Annotated in this window: 12 protein-coding genes; 1 reads left to right on the plus strand and 11 read right to left on the minus strand. The window is 35.8% G+C overall.

Annotation, left to right across the window (positions count from 1 at the left end; all coding sequences use genetic code 11):
* Positions 1–148: 148 nt before the first annotated feature.
* Positions 149–892 (plus strand): shikimate dehydrogenase, encoded by a 744-nt coding sequence (locus Q0162_RS05380; RefSeq protein ID WP_297890150.1) that lies wholly within the window; start codon positions 149–151, stop codon positions 890–892.
* A gap of 4 nt (positions 893–896) precedes the next feature.
* Here the strand turns inward: Q0162_RS05380 and rsmA are convergent, their stop codons facing one another.
* From rsmA to Q0162_RS05435, 11 genes are all read right to left on the minus strand, one after another.
* Positions 897–1,670 (minus strand): 16S rRNA (adenine(1518)-N(6)/adenine(1519)-N(6))-dimethyltransferase RsmA, encoded by a 774-nt coding sequence (rsmA, locus tag Q0162_RS05385; RefSeq protein ID WP_297890152.1) that lies wholly within the window; start codon positions 1,668–1,670, stop codon positions 897–899.
* A 4-nt stretch (positions 1,671–1,674) separates the two neighbouring features.
* The gene (locus Q0162_RS05390; RefSeq protein ID WP_297890155.1) at positions 1,675–2,751 is read right to left on the minus strand and encodes an LptF/LptG family permease; all 1,077 of its coding nucleotides are present in this window, start codon (positions 2,749–2,751) and stop codon (positions 1,675–1,677) included.
* Positions 2,752–2,763: 12 nt separating this feature from the next.
* On the minus strand, positions 2,764–3,894 hold the full coding sequence (gene tgt, locus Q0162_RS05395) for a tRNA guanosine(34) transglycosylase Tgt (protein ID WP_297890157.1): 1,131 nt from the start codon (positions 3,892–3,894) through the stop codon (positions 2,764–2,766).
* 88 nt (positions 3,895–3,982) lie between these two features.
* Positions 3,983–5,017, minus strand: coding sequence for a DUF445 domain-containing protein (locus Q0162_RS05400; protein WP_297890159.1), 1,035 nt, complete (start codon positions 5,015–5,017; stop codon positions 3,983–3,985).
* A 59-nt stretch (positions 5,018–5,076) separates the two neighbouring features.
* Positions 5,077–5,424, minus strand: coding sequence for a DUF2853 family protein (locus tag Q0162_RS05405; RefSeq protein WP_002678808.1), 348 nt, complete (start codon positions 5,422–5,424; stop codon positions 5,077–5,079).
* 39 nt (positions 5,425–5,463) lie between these two features.
* Positions 5,464–7,137 carry a 2-succinyl-5-enolpyruvyl-6-hydroxy-3-cyclohexene-1-carboxylic-acid synthase gene (gene menD / locus Q0162_RS05410; RefSeq protein ID WP_297890162.1) on the minus strand — a complete coding sequence of 558 codons (1,674 nt, stop codon included), beginning with the start codon at positions 7,135–7,137 and terminating at the stop codon, positions 5,464–5,466.
* The gene (gene ppk1, locus Q0162_RS05415) at positions 7,138–9,243 is read right to left on the minus strand and encodes a polyphosphate kinase 1 (protein WP_297890164.1); all 2,106 of its coding nucleotides are present in this window, start codon (positions 9,241–9,243) and stop codon (positions 7,138–7,140) included.
* A 1-nt stretch (position 9,244) separates the two neighbouring features.
* Complete coding sequence (locus Q0162_RS05420) at positions 9,245–10,519, minus strand: ABC transporter permease (RefSeq protein WP_126372058.1); 1,275 nt, start codon at positions 10,517–10,519, stop codon at positions 9,245–9,247.
* Positions 10,520–10,542: 23 nt separating this feature from the next.
* The gene (locus Q0162_RS05425; RefSeq protein ID WP_297890167.1) at positions 10,543–11,472 is read right to left on the minus strand and encodes an ABC transporter ATP-binding protein; all 930 of its coding nucleotides are present in this window, start codon (positions 11,470–11,472) and stop codon (positions 10,543–10,545) included.
* A 165-nt stretch (positions 11,473–11,637) separates the two neighbouring features.
* On the minus strand, positions 11,638–13,392 hold the full coding sequence (rpsA, locus tag Q0162_RS05430) for a 30S ribosomal protein S1 (RefSeq protein WP_002678834.1): 1,755 nt from the start codon (positions 13,390–13,392) through the stop codon (positions 11,638–11,640).
* Positions 13,393–13,601: 209 nt separating this feature from the next.
* Entirely contained in the window at positions 13,602–14,441 is an 840-nt protein-coding gene (locus tag Q0162_RS05435; RefSeq protein WP_297890170.1) for a leucine-rich repeat protein, read from the minus strand.
* Positions 14,442–14,518 lie beyond the last annotated feature (77 nt).

Here is a 14,518-nt window from a genome sequence, read left to right on the forward strand (position 1 = left end):
ATTATCAGGACTTATAGCTTATTCTTTCTTTGATAAAAAGCCTTCTATTAATTTGAAAGAAAACATTGTTGATCTAAAAAGACTCGTTGCTGCTTAAATCGAACTCACGTTAATTAAGGAATTATCTCTATCTTTGCCAAAAAAAGAAATGAATGACATATATGCATTAATAGGTAAGAATATAGATTATTCTTTTTCAAGAAATTATTTTACCGAAAAATTTAAACGCGAAGATGTGAAAAACAGTCAGTATGTGAATTTTGATATCCAAAATATTGATGAACTGACAGATTTATTGCGTGCTACACCTAATTTAAGAGGAATGAATGTAACCATTCCTTATAAGCGTGATATTATCAAGTTCCTAATAGCAGTAGATCCTACTGCTTATGATATAGGAGCTGTAAATACCATACAAGTAACGCCTAAAGGACTTATAGGCTACAATACTGATTGTTATGGCTTTCGAGAATCATTACGTCCGCTCTTACAACCCCATCACACTTTTGCTCTTATATTGGGTACAGGAGGGGCTTCAAGTGCTGTAGCCTACGCTCTTAAGCAATTAGAAATTAGAGCTCAATTTGTATCCCGTACTCCTAAAGAAGGTCAGTTAGCTTATGAAGAACTCACCCCTGAACTTTTTCAAAAGTATACTTTGATTGTAAATTGTACTCCTTTAGGAACTTTTCCAAATATTACAGATTGTCCTCCAATTCCCTATGAATATCTCACTCCACAACACTTGCTCTACGATCTCATCTATAATCCTGCAGAAACTACTTTTTTACAAAAAGGGAAACAGCGAGGGGCTACCATTTGTAATGGTTTGCAGATGTTAGTGTTACAAGCTGAAAAATCGTGGGAGATTTGGCAAAAAATAGTGAGCTAACAAATTAATGTTGCTCACTTATTACTTTAGTAATACGCACAAAATCTTGCCAAGGCAATTGTTCAGGGCGTTTATCAAATATAGAGTCTTGTTTTAAATTCTCATCTATAAGCAGTGATTTTAGACTATTGCGAAGGGTTTTTCGCCTTTGATTGAATGCTGTTTTTACCACCGTAAAGAACAAACTTTCATCACAATCTAAATGAAAGTCAGTTTTGCGTACTAATCGTATCACTCCACTTTTTACTTTTGGAGGAGGATTGAAAACTCCTTCAGAAACAGTGAATAAGTAGTAAGCATCGTAGAAGGCTTGTACTAAAACTGATAAGATACCATACGTTTTGCTACCTTCGTGTTCACATATACGTTCAGCTACTTCTTTTTGAAACATTCCACTAAACTCAGGAACATATTCTCGCAATTCAAGCAATTTAAAAACAATTTGAGTAGAAATATTGTATGGGAAATTACCAATAATAGCGAAGGGCTCCCCTATATAATCAGCTATATTGTATTTCAAGAAATCATCGGCAATGATTTTTCCTTTGAGTTCGGGGTAATGAGTTTCTAAATAAGCTACTGATTCCTTATCAATTTCAACGATGTGTACATCAACATCTTTTTTGAGTAAAAACTGAGTGAGTACCCCCATTCCTGCCCCTATTTCTATCACTTTATTATAACCTTTTAGTGATAGTGTATCAGCTATTTTTTGAGCGATGTTTAAATCCTTTAAGAAATGTTGCCCTAAATGCTTTTTTGCTTTTACTAATTCCATAAATCTAACTTCTTACTTTTCGGAGTAACAAAATAGCTAAGGTAAGGAAAATAAGGTTAGGCAAGACGACAGCCATTAGAGGAGAGAGTCCTCCTGAGGTTTGGGCAAGGGTTCCAAATACACGGTCGAAGAATACAAAACTAAATCCTACAACTACTCCTACCATTAGGTTGATTCCCATTCCTCCGCGTTTTTTTACTGATGAAACAGCTACACCGATAAGTGTAAGAATAAAGGCTGTACTTATAGCACCCCAACGACGATATTTTACTAATAGATACATATTTAAATTGGGAGAACCTTTCATTTTTTCGCGTTCAATGAACTTATTCAGTTCAAACAAGTTCTTGTTTTCTGCCGTATATTCCATCGGCATTAGGTCATCAGGTTTGAAATTGAATATAGTGTCTAACTGGTCGCGTTTCACTAATATATCATCACCTTCACCTATTTTTCTTTTGGAATAATTGGTAAGTCTGTAAGTTTTTGTACTATCTATCCACTGAATTGTTTCAGCATTTATTTTTTCCTTCATCTTAATACCATCAAAATGTTCTACTGAAAAGTTATATCCTTTTTGTTCTTGGTAATTAAATGAACTTACATATAAATAATCGTTATCAGAAAACTGATTGTAGAGGTCTGAAACACTTTCTACCTTTGAAGAACGTATGTACTTATTCCAAAAGTCGTTATATACAGTACTAGCAGCTGGTACAATAAACATCCCCATAAAGAACACTATCACAGAAATGATGCTCGCACCCACGATATATGGACGCAAAAAGCGCATATACGATACACCTGAGCTCTGTATAGCAATAATTTCGGTATTATTAGCTAACTTTGATGTAAACCAAATGATAGAGAGGAATAACAAGATAGGAAACAATATATTAGCAAAATAAACGATAAAACTGAGGTAGTACCACAGTATTTCATTCATTGGTGCTTTTCTTTCTATCATTTTATCTACTTTTTCAGATAAATCTACAATAATTCCAATGGGAATAAAGAGAACTATCATCATAAAAAAGGTAAGAAGATATCGTTTTAAGATGTACCAGTCGAGTATTTTCATTTTTTTATTTTTTTATAGACGATTTGACATATTGGCAACCATTTTGGTTTTCCACTGAAGGAAAGTACCCGCTATAATTTGTCGGCGAGCTTCCCTCACGAGCCATAAATAGAAACCAAGATTATGAATAGAAGCAATTTGCTTGCCAAGAAATTCATTGGCAGCAAATAAATGGCGCAAATAGGCTTTTGTGTAATAGGTATCTACATAAGTATGACCATCGGGGTCTATAGGAGAGAAATCATCTTCCCATTTTTTGTTTTTAATATTGATAATTCCTTTTGCTGTAAAGAGCATTCCGTTGCGAGCATTGCGCGTAGGCATTACACAATCCATCATATCCACTCCCAAAGCAATATTTTCCAATATATTAATGGGGGTTCCCACTCCCATAAGGTATCGAGGTTTGTCTTTGGGGAGAATATCACATACAAGTTCAGTCATTTCATACATTTGTTCTACCGGTTCGCCTACTGATAGTCCTCCAATAGCGTTTCCATCAGCATTTTTGCTTGCAATATATTCGGCTGACTGTGTACGAAGGTCTTTGTAGACTGAGCCTTGTACTATTGGGAATAAACTTTGATGATAACCGTATTTAGGAGGTACTTTTTCGAGGTGAGCAATGCATCTATCGAGCCACCTATGTGTGAGATGCATTGAACGTTTTGCATAACTGTATTCACAAGGGTAAGGTGTACATTCATCAAAAGCCATCATAATATCAGCACCTATACTGCGTTCTATTTCCATTACACTTTCAGGTGAAAAGAAGTGAAAAGAGCCATCAATATGACTTTTAAATTTCACACCTTCTTCTTTTATCTTTCGGTTGGCAGCCAATGAATATACTTGATAACCACCGCTATCGGTAAGTATGTTTCTATCCCAATTAATAAACTTATGTAAGCCTCCTGCTTTTTCTAAAATGGAGGTTTGAGGTCGTAAATAGAGGTGATAGGTGTTCCCCAAGATGATATCGGCATTAATATCGTTTTTCAGTTCGCGTTGGTGTACTCCTTTCACGCTTCCCACCGTTCCCACGGGCATAAAAATGGGGGTTTCAATCACGCCGTGGCTGGTAGTAATCTTTCCAGCACGTGCTTTAGTATGTTCATCTGTTTTTAGTAATTCAAATTCCATAGTTGAAATATTTTCGGGCGCAAAGGTAGGGAAGAATTTGCAAATTAACAAATTAGCAGAATTAGCAAATTAGTTAGTATATTATCTTTTAGAATAATTGAGTGATGGCGTAAATAGCCAAACCGACTAAACCACCTACCAAAGTCCCATTGATACGGATAAATTGGAGGTCTTTACCTACTTCTAATTCAAGTTTTTCGCTCAATTCACGTCCTTCCCAATTCTCTACCGTATGACTGATGAGTTTTCCGACTTCCTCTTTGTTTTTTAGCACAAATTGATAGGCAGTTTTCTGTGCCCAAATGTCTATTTGGTGTTGTAAAACAGTGTTGTGTTGCAGTTCATCAGTAAGTTGTTCAACTCCTTTTTGCAAGAGTTTTGTAAGTTGTAATTCTCCTTCAGGGGCATTGAGTTTTTCAGCAAATTCATATAATTGTGCTGTGATTTCAGCCCTGATAGGGTGAGTTTTATCTTGTGAAGTTTTTAAAGCTAATAAGTAAAGTCCATTGGCAACTTTTTTAGCAACTTTGTTTTTTACAAATGAAGGAGTAAGAGAAGAAAACTGTTCTTTGATTTCTTGATGTATGAGTTCTTCATTTTCAAAGAGATATGTGGCTATTTTTTCAAAAAATTGTTGGAGAAATTCTTGGTGTTTATTCTCATCTAAAAAGGAAATCAGAGCTTCACTTACTTTTTTATAGAGAGGAATGTCCTTTACAAAAGATTTAATCTTAGTTAGTGTACTTTCTTTTGAAAGTTGTTCTATTATAAAGGTAGAGATTTTAATATTGGTAATATAAGGACGTATTTGTTTAGGTTTCAAAAAGTTTTCCACTACAAAATCACCTAAGTTTTCACCTATATCATTTTTTCGTTCCTCAATAAGGTTAGTATGAGGAATGTTTAATCCTAAAGGCTTGTGAAAGAGTGCTGTAACTGCAAACCAATCGGCAAGAGCCCCTACCATAGCGGCTTCGGCAAAAGCTTTTATATAGCCTATAAAAGTGAGTTCAGGAGCTTTTTTATGAGCTATCACCATTACTATATAAATGACGAGCATCAAAACAAAGAGTCCTGTAGCTATATTCTTGTGGTGTTGTAGTTTTCTTTTTTTATTCTCCATTTATTACTTGTTATCTGATAAAAAAGGCTGCTCAATGGATGAACAGCCTTTTTTGATTTTTATTTGTTGTAAACGCTTTCTTTTTTGAAGTGTTTAGCCAACAGATAATACACAACTGCACGGTACTTGCTTTTGTTAGATTTGCCGTATTTTTCGAGTACAGCATCAATAGCCTTGTCTAACTCAGGACCATCTTTTAAGCCTAATTTTTTGATTAGGAAGTTTTGTTTTACACGGTCTAACTCAGTTTGGTCAGAGCCAGATACTTTAGAAGCATCATTGTTGTAAATACAAGGTCCTAAACCTACCGTTACTTTTGTTAAGAACTCTACATCTGGGTTCTTTTCACCACATTTTTCTTTTAAATCTTGGGTGTACACAGCGATTAAATCATCACGTTTACTCATAATTTTTTATATTTAAAATTATTAATGCGGTAAAAGTAGTTATTTTTTTATAAACTCAAAATATTTTAACAAAACTTTATCATTTATTTTTCGTGGTGTATGTACTTCTAATAGCTTTGGTACGTCGGATTTTTCGTAAAATTCACCTATTTTCCTCTGTAAATCAGTAAGATTAGTAGCTGACTGATAATTTATGTTGTACATTTTACAAAAATGCTCAGCTGTGAGTTTGTGAGGTGTCTCAAAAAAATATTCAAAGTTAGAATCGGTCTTATCACCTGGTAGTATTCTAAAGATACCTCCTCCTTGATTGTTAAGGAGAATCACTCTGAAGTTTTGTGGAATATATTTGTTCCAAAGAGCATTACTATCGTAGAAAAAACTTAAATCACCCGTGATAAAAACGGTAGGCGATGCACTCCCAACAGCAGCCCCAATAGCTGTGCTCATACTACCATCAATACCACTTGTACCACGGTTGCAAAACACTTTCCAAGAAGGGTGTGCTTTTATCAATTGAGCATATCTGATAGCTGAACTATTACTTATCTGCACAATATAATCATTAGGGATGTTCTTAAATACTTCAGAATACACTTTTAAATCGGAGAAAGGAATTTGGTTAATATACTCCAAATGAATTTGCTGTATTTCATTTTTTATCTCTAACCACTGTTGTTGATAAGTAGAAGATACATTAATTAAATTAGGTGTTACCTCTCTCAAAAAAGTATTGATGTCCGCTTTAAAATAAGTTGTCAAACAGAAATATGAATCATAACCTTTATGTAAATCTACGTTATAGTGATAAGTAGGTTTATAACTGCGTAAGAATTGTTTTATTTTTTTAGAAACTACTAAACCACCAAAAGTAAGTAACAGATCAGGGCGTAAGGCTTCTTTTAGAGTAGGGTCTTTTTCGGTATAAGTGAGCAATTTATCGATATAAGGAATAAAATGCGAATGGTGCAAGTTCGATGTAGTTTCAGTGAGTACCACTACGGAGGGGTCTTTGGCAAGCCATTCAATATATTGAGATTCTACACTATTGGGTGTTAATACCCCTACTAATACCATTTTTTTAGCCGAAGAATTCCAATGTTTCACGAAATTAGTAGCTTTATCCTCATTAATAATAGGATTTTTGATTTCTGCAACGATGTTCTCAAAAGGATACTGTTCTTCGGTAGTGAGGTATAAGGGTTCTTCAAAAGGCACGTTGATATGCACTGGTAATTTCTCCTCTATAGCTGTATTCAACGCTCTGTTTAGTTCATAAAAATTGCTTTTATCACTATGTGTTTCATCTGATAGATTGGCATTGTAGGCACTGTGGTTTGCTAGTACATTCACCTGACGTATGGTTTGTCCGTCACCTATGTCTATTTTGCTTGATGGGCGGTCGGCAGAGATAACTACCAAAGGGATATTACTGTAAAAAGCCTCTGAAAAAGCAGGATAGTAATTGAGTAAAGCAGAGCCTGAAGTACATACTACAGCCACAGGTTCACGCCGTTGTTGAGCAATGCCTAAGGCAAAGAAAGCGGCGCAACGCTCATCTACAATACTATAACAGTTAAAATAAGGATCATTGGCAAAACCAATGGTTAGAGGGGCATTACGCGACCCTGGAGAGATGACAATATGTTTTATTTGTTTGGCTTTACAGGCTTCTATTACGTGTTGAGCTAGTTTAATTTGTGGTCTTTTCATCTATTCGGTGAGCTTGTTTTTTTGCTGATAATACTCATATAAGGCTACTTGTGAGCGCAAGGCAGGAGCTGTATGGGGACGATAGGTGTTATCTTGAGCCTTGTTAATTATTCGCGTCTTTACATTATCTGTCCAACTTATTTCGAAAGTGTCTATCAACTCTTGCTGTATTTCTTTATCGTAAATAGGGCAACCTACTTCTACTCTGAATGAAATATTGCGTGTCATCCAATCGGCTGAGGAGATATATACTTTAGGAGTACCTCCATTACCAAATATGAACAAACGGGGATGTTCTAAAAATTTATCGACTATACTTATCACCTCTATATTCTCACTCATTCCTTCAATACCTGGAACTAAACAACAAATACCTCTTACAATCATTTGTATTTTTACTCCTGCACGACTAGCTTCGTACAGCTTGTCTATCATCTTGTAGCTGGTGATGTTATTCATCTTCAGCTTGATATACGCCTCTTTGCCCGCCTTAGCATTTTTGATTTCCTCATCTATCAGGTGTTTAAGTTGCTTTTTGGTATAGTGAGGAGAGACTATTAGATACTTGAATTTTTGCACATTATAGTTGGTGTCAAAGAAGTTGAACACTTTGTTTACCTCTTTGAGAATCTCTTGATTTGCAGTAAACAGTGTATAATCAGTATAGATTTTAGCTGTACTTTCGTTGAAGTTACCTGTACTGATAAAACCATAACGTTTCAGTTCTTTACCTTCTTTGCGTTCAATTACGCATATTTTACTATGCACTTTGAGTCCGCGTACGCCAAAAATGAGTTTTACACCTTCTGCTTTTAGTTGTTCAGCATATCGTATATTTGATTCCTCATCAAAGCGTGCTTGTAGTTCTATCTGTACAGTTACTTGTTTGCCGTTTTTCACCGCATTGATGAGTGAATTGACAACTTGTGAGTTTTTTGCCAAACGATAAATGGTTATTTTTACCGACTTCACTTTGGGGTCAAGAGCAGCTTCTCTCAAAAACCATATAATGTTAGAAAAAGTATGGTAAGGAGTATATTGCAAATAGTCCTTTTCAGCAATTTTTTTCAATAAGCTCTCATCGGAAGTAAGTCCTTGTACAGGTAGAGGTTGTATGGGAGGATAGGTTAAATCCTTACGACCTAAGCTGGGAAAACTCATAAAATCACGTCGGTTGTGGTAACGTCCTCCAGGTATTACACTATCCGTTTTTACAATTCCCATTTTCTCGAATAAGAATTGCAAGGTATCCTTATCAATCATTTTGTCGTATACAAAACGCACAGGTTCCCCTTTGCGCCGATCTTCTACACTAGTAGATATTTTTTCGATAAAACTTTTGCTCAAATCATCATCAATGTCCAATTCGGCATCACGGGTGATTTTTATCATATTAGCTGTAAGCGATTCGTAATTGAAGATGTTGAATATTTTATGTAAACAGAAACGAATTACATCATCCAGCATAATGATATAGTGTTTGTCACCTATCTGAGGTAGCTCTATAAAGCGGTCGAGGGTAGTAGGTAACTCAATCAGAGCATATTGTATTTTTTCTTTGTAAACACGTGATGAAAAGAACTTTTCTATACCTGATGCTTTTTCGTCCTCTTCCTTTAGTGTCATTTTAACTGCTAAATACGCTACATCATCTTTCAGTTGAGGAAACATTTCCAAATCGTTGAGGATAATAGTAAAGAGAGCTGGGCGTACTTTATTGTAGAAATATGTATTTACAAAAGATTCGTGCTCGGGTAACAAGGTCTTTTCATCTACTATAAAAATCTGTTCTTTCTCCAATTCTTTGGTGATAGAGGCAATGATTTTCAAACTTTGATCTTGCAGAAGTATTACCTCTTTAGTAATTTCTTCTAAAAGTTCTTTAGCGTGTACTCCCAATTCTTTGTCGGAGGTTTCATTCATTGCAACACGTTTCACTGTAGCGTAACGCACTTTGAAGAACTCATCTAAGTTGTTAGAAAAAATACCCGCGAAGCGCAAGCGTTCCAATAGAGGCACGCGTTCATCGGCTGCCTCCTGAAGTACGCGTGCATTGAATTTGAGCCAACTCAATTCGCGGTTGATATATTGATTTTCTGTTTTCATTTTATTTCATTTTAAGCCATTTCCACAGTTCTTTATAAGTAGGTTTTTTACCATACATCAAGATACCAATGCGGTATATTTTGGCTGCCAATTTGATGATTCCGAAGAAAGAAAGATACAGAATAACAAGAGAGATTGCTACTTCCCACCAAGCTACCCCAAACGGTATGCGCATTAACATTACTATGGGTGAAGTGAAGGGAATGTACGAAAATACTACTGAAATGGTGCCGTGGGGCTCTTCGATTACAGAGAACATTCCTACATAGAAGCCTAATATTAAAGGGATTAATATAGGCATCATAAACTGCTGAGTATCGGTTTCGTTATCAACCATTGCGCCAATCATTGCATAAAGTGAACTATATAGCAAGTAGCCTCCTATGAAAAACAAGAGGAAGACTACGAAGGTTTCGGCAAAAGGGAAATGATATAAAGAATTTACTATATTGTTGATGTCCGATAAGTTACCTGCTCCTTGTACTGCTTGTGTAGAAGTATTTACATCAAAAAAAGAAGGAGCTAATGCTAACAATATCCCTCCTATAGCAACCCATATTACAAATTGAGTGATGCCCGCTAATGAAGTACCTAAAATCTTTCCTAACATCAATTCAAAAGGTTTGACAGATGAAATGATAATTTCTATAATTCGATTGGTTTTTTCCTCTATTACGCTGCGCATAATCATATTGCCATAGATGATGATAAACATAAAAATTAGATAACCAGCGATTCCTCCAATACTTATTTTCATCACGCTATCAAACTCAGAGCTCTTTTCCCCCGTGAAATTCTGTAACTCAATATCAATATGAGCTTTAGCTGCATCTATTTCCTTTTTATTGATTCCTTTTTGAGTGAGATTATGTTGGAAAAGAGTGCGCTCCATTGCAGCTGTCATCTCATTAGTAAGTGATAAGGAGGGTGATTCCTCACTATAGAAAGCAATATTTTGGTCACCTTTAGCGGGAATGTATAACAATCCATATTGACCTTTTTCTAATACATTAGCTTTGGCATCTTTGAGTGAAATATTATTGAGGTATTGAAACTGAGTTGTCTCGGTATTCTCAAAAGTATTGGCATAGAGTCCGCTTTCATCTACAATCACAATATCCTTAGCCTTGCTCTTTCGGTTCATATCACTTAAAAAGCCAATGATAAAAGCAAACAAAACGAATATAAGTGGACTTACGAACGTCATTATTACAAATGACCTATTACGTATTTTATTTAAGTATTCTCTTTGAATAATAATTCCTAAATGTTTCATAATATGAGCCTCACGGGCAGTTTTTAGTTTGACAATTTATTAATGGTTGAGATAAAAATCTCATCAACGGTAGGGATAGCCTCTACAAAATGAGTTACCTCGGCACGAGTTGTAAGGTATTGCAACAAATCGTTAGCGGTTTGTCCTTCTTTTTGCTTGATATGCAGTTTTAATTCGTCGTACAATGTTTTGAAATGCGCTTCACTTAGTTCAAAATGCATTTTCAGTTCGTTTAAGAGAGCAGGTTTCTGGTCTTCAGGCAATTTTAAACCTACTTCGTAAGAATTGTTTTTATAAGCACGTTTGATATCAATAAGTTTACCATCTAATATTTTACGTGATTTATTGATGAGTGCAATATGATCACACAATTCCTCTACCGATTCCATTCGGTGAGTAGAGAAGATAATGGTAGCACCTTGGTCACGCAAGTAGAGAATTTCGTCCTTGATAATATTGGCATTGATGGGGTCGAACCCGCTAAAAGGCTCATCAAATATCAATAGTTTGGGGTTGTGGAGTACAGTTACTAAAAACTGTATTTTTTGAGCCATCCCTTTGGAGAGTTCTTGTACTTTTTTGTTCCACCAGTCGCCAATATCGAGGCGGTTGAACCAAAATTTAAGTCGTTCCTTAGCTTCAGCTTTGCTCAATCCTTTGAGTTGTGCTAAATACAAGGCTTGTTCGCCCACTTTCATCGATTTATACAAACCGCGTTCTTCGGGCAAATAGCCTATTTGAGCTGTATGCTTGGGTTGCAAAGGTTCACCGTCAAAAAAAACTTGTCCTGCATCGGGCAGTACAATTTGGTTGATGATACGTATAAGAGAAGTTTTTCCTGCCCCATTTGGCCCGAGCAATCCAAAGATGCTGCCTTTAGGGATGTGTAGCGATACATCGTTGAGTGCGGTGTAGTTGCTGTATTGTTTACTGATATTTTCTATTCTAAGCATTTTGATAAACGGTTCGTGATAAAATGATTAATGATTAGTTTTCAGAGGGCAAAGATAAAATAATTCAAAAAGAAAAGCAAGTATATAGAATAAAAAAAGTCGTTACTTCCCAGCAACGACTTTTCCTCATTAAAACAAAAAATTATGAAAAAAACTAAATTACTTCTATTTTTCCATCTTGTCTTTCAACTCTTGTAATACTTCAAGGTCTCCAAGGGTTGATTTTTCAACAGTAGATGAATTGGTGCTTACAGCAGCTTCTTTAGCTATTTTTTCTTCTTCTTCTTTGAAGATAGCGGTGTGAGAAGCTACTACACGTTTAAATTCTTTGTTGAACTCAATTACTTTGAACTCAGCAGTATCTCCCTTGCCTAATTTTTTTCCGTCTTCTTTTTCTAAGTGACGTGAAGGAACAAAGGCTAAAATATCGTCGTTGAAAGGAACGGTAGCACCTTTATCTACCATTTTAGAAATGGTACCAGTGTGTACAGTACCTACGGCAAATTCAGCTTCGTATTTGTCCCAAGGGTTAGGAGTGGTTTGTTTGTGACCTAATGACAACTTGTGTCCTTCAGCATCCAATTCGAGTACTACTACTTCAATTTTATCACCAGAGTTTACAAATTCTGATGGGTGTTTGATTTTCTTAGTCCAAGAAAGGTCGGTGATGTGGATAAGACCATCAATACCTTCTTCGAGTTCTACGAATACACCAAAGTTAGTGAAGTTACGAACAGTACCTGTGTGTTTAGAACCTACTGGATATTTTTCAGTGATGTTGATCCAAGGGTCTGGGGTAAGTTGTTTGATACCCAAAGACATTTTGCGCTCGTTGCGGTCGAGAGTTAAGATAACAGCCTCTACTTCGTCACCGAGTTTTACGAAATCTTGAGCAGAACGCAAGTGAGTACTCCAAGACATTTCAGAAACGTGGATAAGACCTTCAACGCCATCAGCGATTTCTACAAAAGCACCATAATCGGCAATAACAACAACTTTACCTTTTACTTTATCACCCACTTTAAGATCGTCGGCTAAAGCATCCCAAGGATGTTTGCTAAGCTGTTTCAAGCCTAATTGGATACGAGATTTGTTGTCGTCGAAATCGAGGATAACTACGTTCAATTTTTGATCTACAGAAACCACTTCGCTTGGGTGGTTGATACGAGCCCAAGAAAGGTCGGTGATGTGAATCAATCCATCTACGCCACCAAGGTCTACAAATACGCCATAAGAAGTGATGTTTTTCACAACACCTTCGAGTACTTGACCTTTTTCGAGTTGGCTGATGATTTCTTTCTTTTGTTCTTCGATATCTGCTTCGATGAGCGCTTTGTGAGAAACCACTACGTTTTTGAACTCGTGATTTACTTTCACAATCTTGAATTCCATTGTTTTGTTTACGAATTGCTCGTAATCGCGAATAGGTTTCACATCGATTTGTGAACCAGGGAGGAATGCTTCGATGCCAAATACATCTACAATCATACCGCCTTTGGTACGGCTTTTTACAAAACCATTTACGATTTCGCCGTTTTCGTGTGCTAAATTGATTCTATCCCAAGCCTTAAGTGTACGTGCTTTGCGGTGAGAAAGTACTAACTGACCGTTTTTGTCCTCGCGGATATCAATAAGTACTTCTACTTTGTCACCTACTTTGAGGTTAGGGTTGTAGCGGAACTCGTTGAGAGAGATAACGCCTTCAGATTTAGCATTGATGTCGATAATTGCCTCTCTGTCAGTAATACGAGTTACAACACCTTCTACTACTTCATTGTCTTGAGTGTCAACGAAATTGTTTTTAACCAATTCTTCGAAGTTTTTTAATTGGTCTTCTTGTACGCTGTCAATACCTTCTTGGTATTTTTCCCAGTTGAAGTTTTGTAAAAATTCTTCTGGATTTTGAGTGTTTTCAGCCATTTGCTGATAATAAAATTTGTATTTCCTAATAGCGATTTAGAGTATTATATAGGGGATTGCTATAGGAAAGAGTTAAACTTAATTGATAAAATAAATACTCTATCTCCCCTAAAATCGTGGCAAATGTAGTGATAATCCTCTAAATAGCCAAAAGTTTTTGTGAAAATATTTCTGTGTATATTTCCATATCGCTGATAATCAGTGTGTTTTTATTTTATAAGGTATGCGTATTTTTTCCAGCTTTCGTTATTACGATATAAACTTATATCACTTGTAGTTACATAGATAGCTTGTAATTTTTCATCATTGTAGGAAAAATCGCCTTCTAATCGTGGGGGTATTTCACTTTCAATACTTATAGACTCAATACAATTTTTACCAAAAAGAAATTCACCTATAAAACTCACACGACTTGGGAAGCTAACGTGGCGCAATTGTTCACAATCTTCAAAGGCGGCTTTTTGTATGGTAGTGAGTTGTCCATTGAAGTTTATTTTGCTGAGTTTGTTGCAATTGTAGAAAGCATCTCTGCCTATGGTTGTAACATTTCTCAAAATGGGGTCGGCTTGCATATCTATAGCAGTAACTTGAGTGTCAAACCATTTTAGTAAAGTTTTACCATCCTCACTGAGGAGATATTGTTGGGTAATTTTCTTCTCGGTATGAACAGATGGAGTTGCTTGTATAGGAGAAAATATAATGGGTGGAGGGGTAGTTGTAGAAGGATTGTTGAAAAATGTGTTATTTACACGTTTTTTAGGATCTTCACCATACACATTTTCCCCTACATTCCCTTCTTTAAATAATAAAAGAAAAGGGTTATATAAAGGGATCAAAGATAGCCACCCACTTTCACCTATATCGTGGCTACGCTTTGCTGATTGTGCAAAATAGAAGATGAAAATAGGAATAAAAAAGATTAGTGAAAATGAACGATTAAAATTGAACACTTCATCTAAAAAATTGAAAATTATATAGAAAATAATAAAGGATAGTCCAAATTCAGTACGTCTGATACGTCCATCGAAAGAAAAAGGTTTTTTAAACATAGGTTATAAATTACGAATTACTATATGAAAAATAAAAACTTTGTCGGGGTCATTAGACTCTGACAAAGTTAGTGATT

The sequence above is a fragment of the uncultured Capnocytophaga sp. genome, from assembly GCF_937936315.1.
In the GTDB taxonomy this organism is placed as follows: Bacteria; Bacteroidota; Bacteroidia; order Flavobacteriales; family Flavobacteriaceae; genus Capnocytophaga.